The following is a 19,404-nucleotide window of genomic DNA, read 5'->3' as shown; positions in this document are numbered from 1 at the left end:
ATCCTGCCTCTTTGTGTTAATCGCCGTTTTTCAAACCTTCCAAGTATTCCCAGCGCTCAAAAGCCGTTTCAAGCGCCTGCTCAGCAGCAGAGAGTTGCTCCAGAACCCGTTGGGTAACATCATGAGGCTGGTTGAAAAAACCACCATCGCTAACCTGGCTTTGCAGCACATCGATATCGGCTTCAAGCTGTTCAAGTTGAGCAGGTAATTGTTCCAGTTCACGTTGAAGTTTATAACTTAGTTTATTGGCCTGCCGTTTGACTGTTTCTGCTTTCGGCACTTTTTGTTGTTCAACAGGCGCATTATTCACCGTTGCTTTCAATGGTTGTGCCGACGCCTGCTGCCCTTTGGCATCAAAATAACCGCCAACATACTGGCCAATACGCCCTTCACCTTCAAAGATCCAACACTCTGTTACAGTGTTATCGACAAATTGCCGGTCATGGCTCACCAGTAAGACGGTTCCCTGGTAGCTGTCGATCAGTTCTTCGAGCAGTTCCAGCGTTTCAACATCCAGGTCGTTCGTGGGCTCATCGAGAATTAATAAGTTACTGGGTTTCAGGAATAACCTGGCCAGCAACAGACGGTTACGCTCACCACCAGATAACGCGCTCACTGGTGTCATGGCGCGTTTGGGGTGGAATAAAAAGTCCTGGAGATAACCAAGGACATGGCGCGAACGGCCATTGACCATCACTTCCTGTTTACCTTCAGCCAGGTTATCCATAACGGTACGGTCCGGATCCAGCTCGGCACGGTGCTGGTCAAAATAGGCCACTTCCAGCTTCGTCCCCACATGTACACGCCCGGACTGAGCCTGCAACTGCCCCAGCATCAGCTTAAGCAGTGTGGTTTTACCGCAACCATTCGGACCAACGAGGGCAATTTTATCGCCGCGCTGTACTTGTGAGGAGAAATTATCCACCAGCACTTTGTCTTCAATGGCGTAATGCAGGTTTTCAATTTCGAACACAATTTTGCCGGAACGGCTGGCTTCTTCGACTTGCATTTGGGCGCGGCCCATCACTTCCCGGCGTTCACCGCGTTCCCGGCGCATAGCTTTCAGTGCTCTCACTCGCCCTTCATTACGGGTACGGCGTGCTTTAATGCCCTGGCGGATCCATACCTCTTCCTGAGCCAGTTTGCGGTCAAATTCCGCATTTTGTAACTCTTCTACGCGTAGCGCTTCTTCGCGGGCGACCAGATATTTGTCGTAATCCCCCGGGTAGGAGACCAGTTTCCCACGATCGAGGTCGACAATCCGCGTGGACATATTGCGAATGAAAGAACGGTCATGGGAAATAAAGACAATGCTGCCCTGGTAACTTTTCAGGAAAGTTTCCAGCCAGTCGATAGTTTCGATGTCCAGGTGGTTAGTGGGCTCGTCGAGCAGCAATACATGCGGAGCACTCACCAGTGCTCGCCCTAATGCTGCTTTACGTAGCCAACCGCCAGATAACGCAGCCAGTTCCGTATTTGGGTCCAGTTCCAGTTGGCTCAGAACATCATTAATGCGGTTTTCCAGTTGCCACAAACCGTGGTGGTCGAGCTGTTCCTGAACCCGGGCCATCGCATTTAGATTCTTCTCACTCGGCTCCTGCATAACCAGGCGAGAGATCTCATGGTATTCCTTGAGATATACCGCCTGCTCTTCCACTCCCTGGGCAACGAAGTCATATACGGTGCCACCCACATCTCGTGGTGGATCCTGTTGCAGACGGGCAACCACCAGGTCCTGCTCATAAATCAGACGGCCGTCATCAAGAGGGATCTCTTTATTCAGAATTTTCATCAGCGTTGATTTGCCGGCACCATTGCGCCCGACAAGACAAACACGCTCGTTATTCTCAATATGTAATTCAGCATTATCAAGAAGTGGCGCATCGCTGAAAGACAGCCACGCACCATGCATACTAATTAACGACATTATGATTTCCTGGTTACGCGGCGAATAAGCCAGCAGTTATGAATCTGACGATTGCGGGCAAAGTCCTGCGACTGGGTTTTTGCAGTGATATCCTGTGCTTCCAGGCCCAGAGCAGCAAGCCCTTCGTGGTCCATTCTGAAACCGCGTTTATTATTGGAAAAAACGATGGTGCCGCCATCACGCAGCAACCGGTTGAGATCACGCATTACAGCAATATGATCTCGCTGGACATCAAATGTGTTGTCCATGCGTTTAGAGTTAGAAAATGTAGGCGGATCGATAAAAATCAGATCATAGTGTTCATTCGACTCTGCCAGCCAGGCCAGGCAATCTGCCTGAATCAGGCGATGCGCTCGCCCACTCAGGCCATTAAGCCGCAGGTTGCGTTCAGCCCATTCGAGATAGGTACGCGACATATCTACGGTTGTGGTACTCCTGGCTCCACCCAGCCCGGCATGGACACTGGCACTCCCGGTGTAAGAGAACAGATTGAGGAAATCTTTCCCCTTGCTCATTTGCCCAAGCATACGCCGCGCGAGGCGGTGATCAAGGAATAACCCGGTATCAAGGTAGTCAGTCAGGTTAACCAGAAAGCGGGCATTATATTCGCGCACTTCTTTGTATTGCCCTTTCTCACTGAGCTTCTGGTACTGGTTTTTCCCTTTCTGGCGTTCACGGGTTTTCAGGATAAGCTGGCCTGGAGCCAGAGAGAGCACATCAATCGTGGCTGCGATAATATCGAACAGGCGTTGGCGCGCTTTCACCGGGTCTACTGTTTTAGGTGGTGCATATTCCTGAATAACAATGTTGTCAGCGTAACGATCTACGGCAACGTTGTATTCCGGCAAGTCGGCATCATACAGGCGATAACATTCAATCCCTTCCTGCTTCGCCCATTTATCCAGCTTTTTGGCATTTTTACGCAGGCGGTTAGCAAAATCCTGCGCAAACTGGCCTGCCTGCTCGGGTACAGTGGCTGACAGTTGGTAGTTTTTTTGTACGCAATCCAGCGGACCATTTTTTGCTTTAAACTGGCGCTCGGAACGCAGTTGTAAACAACTGAGTAATTCCGCAGAGGCACTGAACAAAGAGAGTGACCACCCCGGAAACTGCTGTTTAACAACCCGACCCAGTACATGATGCAGTGCGATTAATTCCGGCTCGCTGTCCAGCCGTTCTCCATAAGGTGGGTTACTGATAAGAGTACCGGTTTCCTGCACATCTTGCGGGCAGGTAAGCTGTGCCACATCACCCACGGTAAAGCGAATAACTTCGCCAAGCCCTGCTCGCCGGGCATTCGTTTTCGCCCGCTCGATAACCCGGCCGTCAATATCGCTGCCATAAAAGCGCGAAGTATATTCACTAAGGCCCCGGCGCGCCCGTACCTGCGCTTCAGTACGAACCGCTTTCCAGGCCGCTTCATCGTGCGCGGCCCACCCGGTAAAGCCCCAATGCTGGCGGTAAAGCCCGGGAGCCCGGTCCGTCGCTATCATGGCGGCTTCAATGAGTAAGGTGCCAGAACCACACATTGGGTCCAGCAAAGGCGTGCCCGGCTTCCAGCCCGAACGCAAGATAATTGCCGCAGCCAGGTTTTCTTTTATTGGCGCAAGGCCAGTGCTGTCACGGTAACCACGCTGATGCAGGCCATCTCCACTCAAGTCGAGCGAAATACTGGCGACTTCTTTTTCCAGCCTCACCTGAATGCGGACGTCGGGTTGTTCCCGGTCAACATTTGGGCGCACCAAATTTTTGCGGGTAAAGCTGTCAACAATGGCGTCTTTTACTTTCAACGCACCATACTGGCTGTTGCGAATAACATCATTCAGTCCATTGAAATGCACCGCGAAAGTGGCATTCTCCACAAACAGAGACGGCCAGTTAATCGCCATAACCCCAAGGTAGAGATCCAAATCGCTGTAGACTTTGCATTCGCCAAGAGGCAGCAGAATGCGCGAAGCCAGCCGGCTCCACATCAGGCTTTGATACACCAACTGTGTGTCCGCATCAAAATGGACACCTCCCTGAACAACACGGCAATGCTGTGCGCCAAGGTTTTCCAGTTCGGTCTTTAAGAGTTCTTCAAGCCCACGCGCCGTGCTGGCAAACAGAGAGTTCATAGTTTCACTTTGTCTTTCATTAAAATTGTTGCGCATTATAGCTAATCCGGCACACATGTCATAAAGTTGCCCTTTTATTTATTTGTGCAGGGAGACAATGTGGTTACCTTATCTCGTTTGTTTATCCACCCAGTCAAGTCGATGCGGGGGATACAAGTATCACACAGCCAGGTCGATATTCAGGGACCAGCATTTGACCGCATCTTCATGATTACGAGAACTGACGGTACCTTTGTCACGGCACGCCAGTACCCGGAAATGGTGCTGTTTACACCGGGGCTTCTGAATAATGGCCTGTTTCTTCAGGCACCTGATGGCACCAGTGCCACTGTCCTGTTTGGCGATTTTCAGCCCACGCCAGCCCCTACAGAAGTCTGGGGAAATCATTTTACCGCACTGATTGCACCTGATGACGTCAACCGCTGGTTAAGCTCCTTTTTCCCTCACCCGGTGGAGTTGCGCTGGGTCGGGCCAACACTGACTCGTCGGGTTAAGAAGCGGGATGATGTTCCACTGGGATTTGCTGATGGCTATCCTTTCCTGCTGACCAGCGAAAGTTCATTGCGCGACTTGCAGAAACGTTGCCCGGCAAGTGTCAGTATGAACCAGTTTCGCCCTAACCTGGTGGTTTCCGGGGCTGAGGCCTGGGATGAAGATACCTGGCAGGTTGTTCGTATTGGCAGTGTCGTATTTGATGTCGTTAAACCTTGCAGCCGCTGTATTCTGACCACAGTCAGCCCCGAGAGAGGGCGTAAACACCCTTCTGGCGAACCGCTTAAAACCTTGCAAAGTTTTCGTACAGCTCAGGACAATGGCGATGTTGATTTCGGCCAGAACCTGGTTGCCCGTACCAGCGGTATCATTCGCCAGGGCGATGAAGTACACATTCTGGCAACCAAACCGGCAAAAGTTTATATCGCCGGGGACACCGGAGATGAAAACGTTGAAGTGACGGCACAGGAGGCGGGGGTGAGTATTGACTGGCAAGGCACCGTATTCCGTGGCGATAACCAGCAAATATTGCTGGAGCAACTGGAGCAACAGGGAATAAAGGTACCTTATTCATGCCGTGCAGGGGTTTGCGGATGCTGCCGGGTACGATTGGTGGAAGGGCAAGTCACCCCGTTGAAAAAAAGCGCCATCAGCGGTGACACGATTCTTGCCTGTAGCTGTGTGCCCTGCGGAGATATAAAAGTGGCTGAAAATCAAACCGCCTGATCAAGGCGTTGTGGGTTCTCATCAGTGAATGGCCGTAAACGGTCATTCATTATTTTAATGGCATCCCCTAATTGCATAGTCCGCCCTGCCAGGGTCAATACGGGTTGTGCCAACAGGCATAATGCTGCGTTTTCACCGGGTTCGACGACCAGCAGGCGCACACATTGCTGGTCATCACTAAGCCAGACACTGGCGGGAGAGGCTAATGCAGGCTGCCACTCTTCGGCATGAGCGACAAAGTGCCAGCTTTTTGGCATTTGAGGTTTAAGGTAACGGATTGCAACTAATGCATTGAGCACCAGTTCAGCCTGTTGTTCTGCGCTTAAATCAAAGCAGCGGCAACTTTCTTCAAATGAAAACCAGAGTGCTGCATCATCGACACAAAAACCATTGGTTTCAAAGGCATCAGGCGTCAACATTTTGCGTGGAAAACGGGAGCGGAAAACCATACCATTCGCCAGGTCGAGCATCATGCGGTCATGGTCTTCATCGTAATACCATTGCCAGGCATCATTGGGTTTTATATTCATTTATCGACCCCGTTATTCACACAATTATTAACACAATCTTTTATACGATTTCTTAGACAATTTCTTATACATCGAAATCAAAAATCCCTCTTCATACTTCAGGCAGCTGGCGTTTAACTTTACCAATCTTTGCAGATTAGATGACACAACTACTACCTGCCGCCCGGATTATTTAAGGGAATCGCTTACTGGTCCTTCGATTAAATATCACCACTTAGAGGAAAGACCATAAAGCACAAATAAGCAACAAAAAAGGAATATAAAACAACCAGAGCTAAAAATAAAGCCCTGGTTGTCTTAATTGGCTGATATCAAATATGAGTAACGATATCTTTAATCAGATGCGGGCCTTTAAAAATAAACCCGGAATATATTTGAATCAAAGACGCGCCTGCGGCCATTTTCTCGCGGGCAGCAATGACAGAATCAATCCCGCCGACACCGATAATAGGTATCTGACCTTTTAGCTCGGCAGACAGGCTACGGATTATTTCAGTGCTTTTTAGTTGTAACGGACGCCCACTCAACCCACCGGTTTCATCACAATTCGGCATGCCCTGCACTAATTCACGGCTCAGTGTGGTATTGGTGGCAATGACGCCATCGATATTATGGCGCAGTAAACTGTCTGCAACCTGGATCAATTCTTCTTCGGAAAGATCCGGGGCGATCTTCACAGCCACAGGCACATATTTATGATGAATATCGGCTAATTGTTGCTGTTTATTTTTTATCGCAGACAACAGATCATCAAGAGCTTCACCGTATTGCAATGACCGCAAACCTGGCGTGTTAGGTGATGAGATATTGACCGCGATATACCCGGCATAAGGATAAATCTTATCCATACAGATCAGGTAGTCATCTTTGCCATTCTCAACCGGGGTGTCTTTATTTTTGCCAATATTGATCCCAAGTACGCCATCGAAATGCGCCTTTTTGACATTTTCGACAAGGTTATCAACCCCCAGGTTATTGAAACCCATGCGGTTGATTAAACCTTCTGCAGTGACCAGGCGGAAAAGGCGTGGTTTGTCGTTTCCCGGTTGTGCTCGCGGTGTAACTGTACCAATTTCAATTGCGCCGAACCCCATTGCGCCCAGTGCGTCAATGCATTCGCCATTCTTATCCAGCCCGGCAGCCAGACCAAGTGGGTTTTTAAATGTCAGCCCCATGCAGGTCACGGGTTTTGCCGGGACAGACTGACGAACCAGCCACTCCAGCGGTGTACCTGTTACCCGGCGTAATTGCTGGAAGGTAAATTCGTGCGCGCGCTCAGGGTCGAGCTGAAACAGGGCTTTTCGAACGAAGGGGTAGTACATGAACTCTCCTGGATTCCCGGTGTGCAAACCGGGGCAGTATTATTATTCATCTGCACAGGAAAGGGAATTGACTTGCAACAAAAAATAGCCGGACAAGCAAACGTTTCACTCGCCCGGGGCCTCTTGTGACCAAACAGGCCCGCCTTACGACAGGCCTGTTCGGTTAATCACCCGAGTGCTTTAGTGATTTTCTCGAATAGATCGCCTGAAAGGTTATCCAGCCCTTTCAGTGTTTCGAGTGCCTGACGCATCAATGCCTGGCGAGACGCATCATAGCGTTTCAGGCGAATCAACGGCTCAATCAGGCGTGAAGCAACTTGTGGGTTGCGGCTGTTCAGTTCCGTAAGCATTTCTGTCAGGAACGCATAGCCACTGCCATCAGCTGCATGGAAAGCCGCCGGGTTTGCGCTGGTGAATGCACCAATCAACGAACGGATACGGTTCGGGTTACTCATGCTGAACGAGCGGTGGCGCAATAACCCACGGACTTTTTCCAGCACGTTATCTGCCGGGCTGGTCGCCTGCAGAATGAACCATTTATCCATGACCAGGCCATCCTGGTGCCATTTTTCATCATACTCAGCCATGAGTGATGCATGGCAAGGTAGTTGCGCGCTGACTGCGGCAGACAGTGCCGCTAACGCATCGGTCATATTATCGGCCTGGTGATACTGTGCGCTCACCAGCTTATCGGCAAAGTCAGGATCGCCGAACGCCAGGAAATGCAGGCAAGTATTACGCAAGGCACGTTTGCCAATATCACTATGATCGATACGGTAAGTATCAACTTTCATCGCGTGATACACAGCCAGGCACTCATCAGCCAGTTCCACCGCCAGTGCACGGGTTAATGCCTCATGCACCGCCGCGATGGCGCCGGGGTCAATGACCGGGAACAGTTCGGCAATTTCATTTTGCGAAGGCAGTGTCAGAATTTCAGCCGCCAGAGCCGGGTCAATGGATTCATCAAGTAAAACTGCCCGGAAAGCATCCACCACATGCAATGGCAGTGACAGCGGCTGCGCGGCCTGCTGGCGCGCCACGTTGAGTTTAATATAAGTAGACAGCAAACTTTGAGCTGCATCCCAGCGCGAGAAATCATTGCGGGCATGGCGCATCAGGAAGGTCAGTTGCTGGTCGCTCCATTTATATTCCAGTTTTACCGGTGCAGAGAATTCGCGCAACAAAGAAGGAACAGGCTGGAACCAGACATTATCAAATACGAATGTCTGCTTTTCCTGGGTCACATTTAGTACATGATGAATCGGATGACCCTGGTATTGCAGCGGGATCACTTTGCCTTCGTTGTCATACAGTTCGATATCAAACGGGATATGTAACGGTAGTTTTTCTGCCTGCTCGGCTGTTGGCGGAGTTTGCTGGCTGATGGTGAGTGTATAACGCTCCGTTGCCGGGTCGTAATCATCCTGCACACTCAGAACCGGTGTGCCAGACTGGCAGTACCAGCGGCGGAAATGTGATAAATCGACATTGGAGGCATCTTCCATCGCCTGAACAAAGTCGTCACAGGTTGCCGCACTGCCATCATGGCGCTCAAAATAAAGTTGCATTCCTTTCTGGAAAGCGGCTTCGCCCAGAAGGGTATGCATCATACGGATAACTTCCGCCCCTTTTTCATACACAGTCAGTGTATAGAAGTTATTCATTTCAATAACTTTGTCCGGGCGAATGGGGTGCGACATGGGGCTGGCGTCTTCCGCAAATTGCATAGCCCGCATAGTGCGCACATTACTGATACGGTTAACTGCGCGGGAACCCAGGTCAGAACTGAACTCCTGATCACGGAATACAGTGAGCCCTTCTTTGAGGCTTAACTGGAACCAGTCGCGGCAAGTCACGCGGTTACCTGTCCAGTTGTGGAAATACTCATGGCCGATAACGCGCTCAATGTTCAAATAGTCTTTATCGGTCGCCGTTTCTGCGCGAGCCAGAACATATTTGGAGTTAAAGATGTTCAGGCCTTTATTCTCCATCGCACCCATATTGAAGAAGTCAACGGCCACAATCATATAGATATCGAGATCGTATTCCAGACCAAAACGCTGCTCGTCCCACTTCATGCTATTTTTAAGCGATTCCATGGCCCAGTCGGCACGATCAAGATTGCCGCGGTCTACATATAATTCAAGCGCTACATCACGCCCGGAGCGGGTTTTAAAGGTGTCGCGCAGGACATCAAAATCGCCGGCGACCAGTGCAAACAGGTAGCAAGGTTTCGGGAATGGATCCTGCCATTGTACCCAGTGACGCCCGCCTTCCAGCTCCCCCTGCCCCATTCGATTACCATTGGACAGCATGAAAGGATAACTTTGTTTGTCGGCAATAATTTTGGTACTGAAACGTGCCAGAACATCCGGCCTGTCGAGATACCAGGTAATGTGGCGAAAACCTTCAGCTTCACACTGTGTGCACAACGCCTCACCAGATTGGTACAACCCTTCCAGCGCGGTATTTTGTGCCGGGTGAATATCATTGACAATGGTCAGGGTAAACCGGGCAGGCAGATTACTCACAACCAGAGCCCCGCTTTCCAGTTGGTAATCCGGCCACGGCTGCCCATCAATATCCAGCGAAACCAGAGTCAAATCCTCACCATCAAGGCGTAACACCGCCCCTTCTTCCCCCTGCCGTTGTACCTGGCTGACCGCCGTAACCCGGGTTTGCCCGGCATCTAATTCAAACGTTAACTCAATGTCAGTAATGGTATAGTCCGGCGCACGATAATCATGGCGGTATTTGGCTTGTGGCTGTTGTGTCATAAAACACCTTTAAGGCAGTCTGCAGTTATGATTGTTCAGTCTATTCCTGTTGCAGAGTTGTTTCCATGCAGAATCGTCAGCTTTTCAGCATTTAAGACTTGAAAATATACAACCTCATAACATGAGGCACAAAATGCGCTCGACCAGAATTACGAGTTGTGGTGTGATCCAGCTTTAATAAACGGATAATCCAGGTATACTCCTGCATCTTTAGCTGCTGTTAGCCATTAATGGAAACGCTCCTGTGAGAGGATGCTGAAACGCACCATGACACATTTCGCTTCCCCAATTTTGCACTCTCTGCTGGATACTGACGCCTACAAGCTTCATATGCAGCAGGCAGTATTTCATCATTACTATGATGTCGATGTTGCTGCGGAGTTTCGTTGCCGCGGTGATGACCTGCTTGGGATTTATGCCGATGCGATTCGCGAACAAGTCGAGTCAATGCAGGACCTCGCGCTAACCAATGATGAATACCACTGGCTGGCAAGTTTGCCTTTTTTTAAAGATGATTACCTGTCCTGGCTACGTACTTTCCGTTACGACGCGCGGCAAGTTCTCATCAGCAACAACAACGGTAAGCTGGATATCCGCTTACGTGGGCCCTGGCGTGAAGTCATCATGTGGGAAGTCCCGCTACTGGCAGTAATCAGTGAGGTAGTCCACCGCTTCCGCACACCAGACGTCCCTCAGTCGCTGGCACTTGAGCATCTTGAACAGAAACTGGCGGAATTCAACGCGCTTACCGCCTCGCTTGATATGTCTGGCTTTAAGCTGATGGATTTCGGCACCCGGCGCCGTTTTTCTCGCCTGACACAGCAAAGTATTGTTGAACGGTTAAGCCATGAACCCTGGTTTATTGGTACCAGTAATTACGATCTTGCCCGCAGGCTCACGCTGACACCTATGGGCACTCAGGCACACGAATGGTTCCAGGCGCATCAACAAATCAGCCCGGAACTCGCCAGTAGCCAAAAAGCCGCACTGGAAGCCTGGCTGGAAGAGTACCCGGATCAGTTAGGTATCGCCCTGACGGATTGCATTACCATGGACGCTTTTCTGCGTGATTTTGGGCCGGAGTTTGCAGAGCGTTACCAGGGTCTGCGCCATGATTCAGGGGACCCGGTTGAATGGGGGGAAAAAGCCATCGCTCATTATGAGAGTATGGGGATTGACCCACTGACCAAAACACTGATTTTCTCTGATAACCTTGATTTAAACAGGGCCGTTGAGCTGTACCGCCACTTTATGGCGCGCGTGAAACTCGGTTTTGGTATTGGCACACGCCTGACCTGCGATATTCCAGGTGTAAAACCACTGAATATCGTCATTAAGTTGGTGGAATGTAATGGCAAGCCAGTGGCGAAGTTATCGGACAGCCCGGGAAAAACGATTTGCCATGACAAAGCATTTGTCAGTGCCCTGCGTAAAGCGTTTGACCTGCCACAGGTGAAAAAAGCCAGCTAAGCAGTCGATTTCCACAGTCTGAAAGGCACCTTTTGGTGCCTTTTTACTCAACAGGGCAATTTTATTGCTTCACACCTTCTAATTCTGCTTGTTTGCTGGCGTCCGCCAGGTAACATAGATATCCCCTTTGCGGGATGCAATTTAACCGTTATTGATAACTAACCAGAGAGAACACTATGAGCGTTGTGCCTGTAGCTGACGTACTCCAGGGCCGCGTAAACGTTGACAGCGAAGTCACCGTACGTGGTTGGGTACGTACCCGAAGAGATTCAAAAGCTGGCTTTTCCTTCCTCGCCGTTTATGACGGCTCCTGCTTTGATCCGGTACAGGCCGTCATTAATAATTCTCTGTCCAATTACAATGACGAAGTACTGCGCCTGACGACTGGTTGTTCTGTTGTTGTTACCGGGAAAGTGGTTGCTTCCGCCGGGCAGGGCCAGTCGGTAGAACTGCAGGCTTCCCGTGTGGAAGTCACCGGCTGGGTTGACGACCCGGATACCTACCCAATGGCTGCCAAACGCCACTCTATTGAGTACCTGCGTGAAGTTGCCCACCTGCGCCCGCGTACCAACCTGATTGGTGCCGTTGCCCGTGTTCGCCATACTCTGGCTCAGGCATTGCACCGTTTCTTCCATGAGCAGGGCTTTTTCTGGGTATCCACGCCGCTGATTACGGCATCAGATACTGAAGGTGCGGGTGAAATGTTCCGGGTATCCACCCTGGATATGGAAAACCTGCCGCGCGACGATAAAGGCCATGTTGATTTCGACCAGGACTTTTTCGGCAAAGAAGCCTTCCTGACTGTTTCAGGGCAGCTTAATGCGGAAACTTACGCCTGCGCGTTATCAAAAGTGTATACCTTTGGCCCGACTTTCCGTGCCGAAAACTCCAACACCAGTCGCCACCTGGCAGAGTTCTGGATGCTGGAACCTGAAGTGGCGTTCGCCAGTCTTGATGATGTCGCCGGGCTGGCTGAAGCCATGCTGAAATATGTCTTCAATGCAGTGCTTGAAGAGCGTATGGATGATATGGAGTTCTTCGCACAACGTGTAGACAGTGATGCAGTGGAACGCCTGAAACGCTTTGTTGCAGCTGATTTTGCTCAGGTTGATTACACCGATGCCGTCGCTATCCTCGAAACATGCGGCCACCCCTTTGAAAACCCGGTTTACTGGGGCGTTGACCTGGCGTCTGAACATGAACGTTACCTTGCCGAGCAACATTTCAAAGCGCCGGTGGTGGTGAAAAACTACCCGAAAGATATCAAGGCGTTCTATATGCGCCTGAATGCAGACGGTAAAACAGTGGCAGCCATGGATGTACTGGCACCGGGCATTGGTGAAATTATTGGTGGTTCCCAGCGTGAAGAGCGCCTGGATGTACTGGATGCCCGCATGGCTGAAATGGGCCTGAATAAAGAAGACTACTGGTGGTACCGCGACCTGCGCCGTTACGGCACCGTACCACACTCTGGTTTCGGGCTGGGCTTTGAGCGCCTGATAGCCTATGTAACCGGCGTGCAGAACGTGCGCGATGTAATTCCATTCCCACGGACACCGCGTAACGCAAGTTTCTGATACCCGGTTGGCGAAAATCTTCGTTATATTTCTACAAAGACCGCACAAGTTGCGGTCTTTTTTTCGCACTGACTGTTAAAAAACCCGCAATGAAACCGACTGTAAGTACCAGAGCAACCGTGTAACCGGTAACTAAATTGTTTCATTGCGCACAAAATTTGTGCAATGTAAACCCCTCAGCATCTCAACCACCAGCCCACATCACGATTGTTTGTTTTTCGCCCACAAAAATATCTGCCGGATATAATGCATAAGAAATTCATATATATAAGTTGGTTATTGCCTTCTCTTAAGCCAGATAGTTGCGAAATTTGAAGCACTTCACAAAGTTCCCCAAAATACATAAATTGTTACACATTTTTTCTTCCTGAAACGGTATTGCGACATTTGTAGCACTTTCAGGCTGGCGAAACGGTTACATGGATGGAAAGATGCCTCTCAGACACAGAAAGACACCACACTGATGGCATAAGTTCCGTAAATTTTTTACAGAGTTTATTGGCGAAGGTGACAGGTGTTACAAAAAAACCAATGAGGGTAATAAATAATGATGAAGCGCAATATTCTGGCAGTGGTAATCCCGGCTCTGCTCGTAGCAGGTGCTGCAAACGCAGCTGAAATCTACAACAAAGACGGCAATAAACTGGATCTGTACGGTAAAGTTGTTGGTGAACGTGACATGATCACCTCTGGTGACACCTCCAACAGCAAAGATGGCAGCTATGCTCAGATCGGTTTTAAAGGTGAAACTCAGATCAACAGCATGCTGACCGGTTACGGCCAGTGGGAATACCGTGCCTATGGTAACGCACCTGAAGGCAGCCAGGCTAATAAAACTCGTCTGGCGTTTGCTGGTCTGAAAGTCAGTGATTATGGTTCTCTGGACTATGGTCGCAACTACGGTGTGGTTTACGACGTTGAATCCTACACCGATATGGCTCCGTCCATGTCTGGCGAAACCTGGGGTGGTGGTAACACTGAAAGCTACATGACCAGCCGTGGTGCTGGCATGCTCACCTACCGTAACAGCGATTTCTTCGGTCTGGTTGATGGCCTGCACTTCGCTCTGCAATACCAGGGCAAAAATGATACTGACGCAGCCAAAGACTCTAATGGCGACGGTTTCGGTACTTCTCTGGGCTATGACTTCAACGGCTTTGGCGTAATTGCAGCATACAGCAATTCACACCGTCTGGCTGACCAACGTGCTGTAAGTGCTGAAGGTAATGGCGACGGCAAAAAAGCTGAATCCTGGGCAACTGGTCTGAAATATGATGCCAACAATATCTACCTGGCAACTGTTTATTCAGAAACCCGTAATACCTCTTACGTGACCAATAGCGCTGAGGCACCAACCTTCCTGAACAAAACGCAGAACTTTGAAGCCATTGCTCAGTACCAGTTTGACTTTGGCCTGCGTCCGTCCATTTCTTATGTACAGAGCAAGGGTAAAGACCTGGTTGTTAATGGTGTAACCGGTGACTACGATGTAGCTAAATACATTGAAGCAGGTGCTACTTACTACTTCAATAAAAACTTCAACGTATACGGTGATTACCGTTTCAACCTGTTGAATGCTAACGACTTTACTCGCAAATACGGCAGCTGGGTTGGTACTGACAACGGTCTGAACATTGGTGTTGCTTACCAGTTCTAATTCCAGGCAACATAGTTGTTATGGAGATAAAAACAGGGCTTTGGCCCTGTTTTTTTTATTCCGCCCGGCATAACAGCCTGACTTTCGCCTCTGGTCACTCTTTTTAAGCCAAACGGTTGGCAATTACCTCAACTCCCGTTACCCTGATAGCGAAGCTCCCTTCTGTTACCACAATGGAAAAATGTCATGTTTGAGAACATAACTGCCGCGCCTGCTGATCCTATCCTGGGTTTGGCCGATTTGTTTCGTGCTGATGAACGCCCGGGGAAAATTAACCTTGGTATTGGTGTTTATAAAGATGAAACCGGTAAAACCCCTGTTCTGACCAGTGTTAAGAAAGCAGAACATTATTTGCTGGAAAATGAAAGCACCAAGAACTACCTCGGCATTGACGGTATTCCGGAATTTGGCCGCTGTACCCAGGAGTTATTGTTTGGCCAGGGAAACGCCATCGTTACCGATAAACGCGCCCGTACAGCCCAAACACCAGGTGGAACAGGGGCCCTGCGCGTTGCTGCTGACTTTATCGCCAAAAACACGACTGCGCCACGCATTTGGGTAAGCAACCCGAGCTGGCCTAACCATAAGAGTGTCTTTAGCGCCGCCGGTCTGGAAGTGCGTGAGTACCAGTATTACGACGCAGCAAGCCATAGCCTGGATTTTGATGGCATGGTTGCCAGCCTGCAGCAAGCTCAGGCTGGCGATGTAGTACTGTTCCATGGTTGCTGCCACAACCCGACGGGGATTGACCCGACAGAAGAGCAGTGGGCTGAACTGGCAAAACTGTCGGTTCAAAAAGGCTGGCTGCCTCTGTTTGACTTCGCATACCAGGGTTTTGCCCGTGGCCTGGAAGAAGATGCACAGGGCCTGCGCCTCTTCGCCGCTCAACACAAAGAACTGATTGTCGCCAGTTCTTACTCCAAAAACTTTGGCCTGTACAATGAACGCGTCGGTGCCTGTACACTGGTTGCGGCAGATAGCGAGAATGCGGACCGGGCTTTCAGCCAGATGAAAATTTGCATCCGTGCCAACTATTCCAACCCGCCAGCTCATGGTGCATCGGTTGTTGCCACTATCCTGAGCAATGAAGCACTGCGTACCCTGTGGGAACAAGAGCTGACCGATATGCGCCAGCGCATTCAGCGTATGCGGCAGTTATTTGTGAATACGCTACAGGAAAAAGGTGCGACGGTGGATTTCAGCTTTATCATTCAGCAAAACGGTATGTTCTCATTCAGTGGCCTGAGCAAAGAGCAGGTGCTGAGGCTGCGTGATGAGTTTGGGGTATACGCTGTGGCTTCAGGGCGTATCAATGTTGCAGGCATGACACCCGATAATATGGCTCCCTTGTGTGAAGCTATCGTTGCCGTGCTTTAACACCTGAACAAACGGCACCTGCCGTTATTACAGCGTTCAGAACAAAAATACCCGCCAGTCAGAGCGGGTATTTTTATCTCTGCAGATGACTTACCAGACAGGCTGTTCATCCTGCAGGAATGGGTTGTGCAGGCGTTCATAACCCAGTGTTGAAAGAGGACCATGGCCGGGAATAAAAGTGACATCATCGCCCAGGGGCAATAATTTATTCTTTATTGAGGCAATGAGCTGGCTGTGGTCACCACGGGGAAAATCACTACGCCCTACCCCGCCTTTAAACAACACATCGCCGGAAATCAGCAAAGCACTGAGCTTGTCATAAAACACCACATGCCCTGGCGTGTGTCCGGGACAATGCAGGACCGACAGATGCATTTGCCCGACAGTGACAGTTTCGCCTTCCTCAAGCCACTGATCCGGCGTTAATGGCTGGCAATCTTCCAGACCAAACATACGGCTTTGTGCTGGCAACCCTTCAAGCCAGAATGTATCTTCCTGCTGCGGCCCAATCACTGGCACATTGTAATGTGCCGCCAGTTCAGCAGCTGCGCCAACGTGGTCAAGGTGGCCGTGAGTCAGCAATATTTTCGTTACACTCACACCCTGACGAGTGACATTATCAATAATGACTTGCGCATCTCCCCCCGGATCAACCAGTGCGGCTTCGTGGGTTTCTTCACACCAAATTAACGAACAGTTCTGCGCAAATGCGGTCACCGGAATAATGTGATAATTCATAATTCTCCACATCCGGCTGAGCCGGATTTTTACCAGTGCCTGACCGGCCCTGTATCAATATGAACAAAGTTGCTACGAGGATAATATCCTACACCACCTGCCCGCATCGACAAGGCTGCTTTGCGCACATTGCTCAGAGAGAGACCTTCAATATGGAAATCCATTGCCTGGCCTTTGGTGTGATAGCTTTGTTTAGCCACGCCTTTGCTGTGAGCCCGTAATTCATTATTGGTATCAAGGCTACGGTAGCCAGAAATAAGCTGCACAGGCTTACGTGTGCCCAGTAAACCTTGCAAACGATACAGCTGGTCGAAAAGTTTAGGGTCAATATTGCGAACGCGGTTTGCCCGGTAATCACGGAAAAAATGGTTCAGGCGGGAAAGTTCATCTTTTATATAATGGGAACCATCAAAAAATTCAGCCTTAATGGATTCACCAGTATTTAAATTATTTAACATCAGGATACGGGGGCGGGGAGTGGATAAAGTTGCAAATGCCTGGCCTGGTAATACGGCCGCACCCAGCGCTATCCCGCCCAGCGTCAGTAAGCGGCGGCGGTTATAATCTAATTTATTCATCTGGTCGTATTCTGAGTAAAAAATATAAGAAAAAGCCATTTCAGGCGCACTGAGGCACCTTAACTGGCCTATAACGCACAGTCAATACGGGGTAAACGAAGGAATAAGCGCAAAAACAGGCCGTTTTTACGCTTCATTACATTTCATACAACCAGAAACTGCTTATTTACCTGGTAATTAGCGGATCAACTGCTCCGCTTTTGGCAAAATTTTCGCCCCCAAAACAGCAGTGTTGTCATAATTGTAAATATCTGTTCGATATTGTGTATGGCCATCAGCACCAACAAAAGCGGTCAGATAATATAACCGCACCGGAATTTTATGCCGAACAGGCACATACCTCGTGTCCCCTACTTTTAACGTTTGGGATATACGCGCGTCGTTCCAGCCTGCATCCTGCAGTAACATATTTGCCAGTTCAGAGGCTTTATTCACACGCACGCACCCAGAGCTCAACGCACGCACATCTCTGTTGAAGAGATTGTGATTTGGCGTGTCATGCAAATAAATGGCGTCGGTGCTCGGCATATTAAATTTATACAGCCCCAGGGAGTTGTGCGCACCGGGTTTCTGCTGAAAACGAAATGGCAGATTAGATGGGGTAATTGTCGCCCAGTCAACCATGAACGGATTAATCACCTCTGCATCGCGGCTCCAGCCACTGAGCACAGTGTAACCATGACGATCAAGGTAACCAGGATCATTCCAGACTTTCGGCAGAATATCTTTACGTGCCAGCGTACCGGGCACATTCCACGGTGGGTTCAGTACCACGTTATTCAGCGCACTGCTCATTAACGGTGTTTTCCTGTCTGGCCGCCCCACGATAACCCGTGATGCCAGTACTTCGCTGCCATCAGAATAGTAAATCAGCGAGAAGTTAGGAATGTTCACCATAATGGCGGTTTCCATTTTATCTGGCAACAAACGCAAACGTTGGATATTCAGAGCCAGTAATGCTGCTCGCTGAGCTGGCGAGACGTTCAACCAGTTACGCGTCGCAGGACCAACCACACCGTCATCTGCCAGCCCCTGCCACTTTTGGAAACGCTCAACCTGGGCAACCAGAGTTTTGTCGTAAATATCACTTGAGGATGCGTCAACGGCTTCACTTGCTTCACCACTTGTTGCTTCAGGGGAACTGGGGGAAGCAGTAGCCGAACCAACAGGAGCCGCCGACGGGCTAACTACATCACTGGCTGTAACGACAGCAGCTGCGGGCGTCGATGCTAATGGCGCAACAATACCCGCCCCGCTATAAACCCGGTCTACATCACTGATAATCTGGCGCAAAACCACAACATCCGGGCTACGGTCACCCGGACGCAATGTTTTCCTGGCGGTCAACTGAGGCCAGTCAGTTGCTGAATAAGACAACAGTTTCAGGAGTGATTTATGCATAACAGCATATTGTGGGTGCTGCGGAGCAAGGGAATCAATGAATTCAGCAAAAGCACCATTACGCAGCGCGTTCTGCCATTTTGCTATAGCGGCTGCAGGTGGTGGCGCCAGTTTGTACGGTTTTGAACTGTATAACCACACGTTACCGTTTTTGGGCACACCAGTAACGTATTGCAGGTAACCAAACATGGCATCAGATAATACGATATCTCTCGCCATTCCAGTAACAGCAGGGTCGGTCAGCCGCTCCACCCACTGGGTAAACTGTGGCTGGATCCCCGCCATTGCCACTTCAGCCAGTTGCTGCTGAAAGGCTTTCACTGCGTCACGGTTATTCCACACGGGCTGCATTTGGTGCAAGGCATATAAACGAGCCAGTTGTTCAGGATATGCGGGTGAGAACCCGTCAGCCAGTTGTTTCAATGCTGATTTAGCCTGAGTAACTGATTCTGGAGACACAGACACCGCCTGCGTATCAGTAGCGGAAGCATCATCACCTACAACCTGAGGTACTTCCACCGCATTGGCATCATCGGGGATGATGGCCGGTTCATCGGCCCATAACTGCGCGCTCGTTGTCAGCCCCACAAAAAAACTTGCACTTAATACTGACAAACGAAAGATTTGCTTCGTCTTACTTTGCACGTCCCTGCCCCCTTTAATGCTATTTCATCAGGTAAATCAATTAACAACTCCTGGTGATACTTGCCCC

The 19,404-nt window shown here is 50.0% G+C and carries 13 protein-coding genes; 5 read left to right on the top strand and 8 right to left on the bottom strand.

Annotated elements, in window-relative coordinates:
* Positions 1-16: 16 nt before the first annotated feature.
* Entirely contained in the window at positions 17-1,927 is a 1,911-nt protein-coding gene (locus A9B99_RS18375) for an ABC transporter ATP-binding protein (RefSeq protein ID WP_064600021.1), read from the bottom strand.
* Entirely contained in the window at positions 1,927-4,044 is a 2,118-nt protein-coding gene (gene rlmKL / locus A9B99_RS18370; RefSeq protein ID WP_064600288.1) for a bifunctional 23S rRNA (guanine(2069)-N(7))-methyltransferase RlmK/23S rRNA (guanine(2445)-N(2))-methyltransferase RlmL, read from the bottom strand. Before rlmKL ends, A9B99_RS18375 begins: the two co-directional genes overlap by 1 nt.
* A gap of 99 nt (positions 4,045-4,143) precedes the next feature.
* Here rlmKL and A9B99_RS18365 point away from each other — a divergent pair, with 99 nt between their 5' ends.
* Positions 4,144-5,262, top strand: coding sequence for a YcbX family protein (locus A9B99_RS18365; RefSeq protein WP_064600019.1), 1,119 nt, complete (start codon positions 4,144-4,146; stop codon positions 5,260-5,262).
* On the opposite strand, the gene A9B99_RS18360 is transcribed toward A9B99_RS18365, so the two are convergent.
* The 3 genes from A9B99_RS18360 to pepN all read right to left on the bottom strand — a co-directional run bounded on the left by A9B99_RS18360 (position 5,250) and on the right by pepN (position 9,894).
* The gene (locus tag A9B99_RS18360) at positions 5,250-5,792 is read right to left on the bottom strand and encodes a cell division protein ZapC (RefSeq protein ID WP_064600017.1); all 543 of its coding nucleotides are present in this window, start codon (positions 5,790-5,792) and stop codon (positions 5,250-5,252) included. The two genes, A9B99_RS18365 and A9B99_RS18360, sit on opposite strands and share 13 nt — an antisense overlap.
* A 311-nt stretch (positions 5,793-6,103) precedes the next feature.
* Positions 6,104-7,114: a quinone-dependent dihydroorotate dehydrogenase gene (gene pyrD, locus A9B99_RS18355; protein ID WP_064600015.1), complete on the bottom strand. Its 1,011-nt coding sequence runs from the start codon at positions 7,112-7,114 to the stop codon at positions 6,104-6,106.
* Between the two features lie 167 nt (positions 7,115-7,281).
* Entirely contained in the window at positions 7,282-9,894 is a 2,613-nt protein-coding gene (pepN, locus tag A9B99_RS18350; RefSeq protein ID WP_064600013.1) for an aminopeptidase N, read from the bottom strand.
* 267 nt (positions 9,895-10,161) lie between these two features.
* On the opposite strand from pepN, the gene pncB reads away from it, so the two are divergent.
* The 4 genes from pncB (at position 10,162) to A9B99_RS18330 (ending at position 15,975) form a co-directional block, all read left to right on the top strand.
* Entirely contained in the window at positions 10,162-11,364 is a 1,203-nt protein-coding gene (gene pncB / locus A9B99_RS18345) for a nicotinate phosphoribosyltransferase (protein WP_064600286.1), read from the top strand.
* A 176-nt stretch (positions 11,365-11,540) separates the two neighbouring features.
* A complete protein-coding gene (gene asnS / locus A9B99_RS18340) occupies positions 11,541-12,941 on the top strand; it encodes an asparagine--tRNA ligase (protein ID WP_064600011.1) in 1,401 nt (466 codons plus the stop codon).
* 547 nt (positions 12,942-13,488) lie between these two features.
* The gene (locus A9B99_RS18335) at positions 13,489-14,598 is read left to right on the top strand and encodes a porin (RefSeq protein ID WP_064600008.1); all 1,110 of its coding nucleotides are present in this window, start codon (positions 13,489-13,491) and stop codon (positions 14,596-14,598) included.
* Between the two features lie 186 nt (positions 14,599-14,784).
* Entirely contained in the window at positions 14,785-15,975 is a 1,191-nt protein-coding gene (locus A9B99_RS18330; protein WP_064600006.1) for an amino acid aminotransferase, read from the top strand.
* 90 nt (positions 15,976-16,065) lie between these two features.
* Here the strand turns inward: A9B99_RS18330 and A9B99_RS18325 are convergent, their stop codons facing one another.
* The 3 genes from A9B99_RS18325 to ldtD all read right to left on the bottom strand — a co-directional run bounded on the left by A9B99_RS18325 (position 16,066) and on the right by ldtD (position 19,337).
* Entirely contained in the window at positions 16,066-16,713 is a 648-nt protein-coding gene (locus tag A9B99_RS18325; protein WP_064600002.1) for an MBL fold metallo-hydrolase, read from the bottom strand.
* 29 nt (positions 16,714-16,742) lie between these two features.
* Positions 16,743-17,291, bottom strand: a complete 549-nt coding sequence (locus tag A9B99_RS18320) for a YcbK family protein (protein ID WP_064600284.1) — start codon at positions 17,289-17,291, stop codon at positions 16,743-16,745.
* Positions 17,292-17,468: 177 nt separating this feature from the next.
* Positions 17,469-19,337 carry a L,D-transpeptidase gene (gene ldtD, locus A9B99_RS18315; protein ID WP_064600000.1) on the bottom strand — a complete coding sequence of 623 codons (1,869 nt, stop codon included), beginning with the start codon at positions 19,335-19,337 and terminating at the stop codon, positions 17,469-17,471.
* Positions 19,338-19,404: the final 67 nt, after the last annotated feature.

It is taken from the genome of Mangrovibacter phragmitis (assembly GCF_001655675.1).
In the GTDB taxonomy this organism is placed as follows: Bacteria; Pseudomonadota; Gammaproteobacteria; order Enterobacterales; family Enterobacteriaceae; genus Mangrovibacter; species Mangrovibacter phragmitis.
The sequence above is the reverse complement of the archived record's forward strand: the minus strand, read 5'-3'. Positions and strand labels throughout refer to the sequence as shown.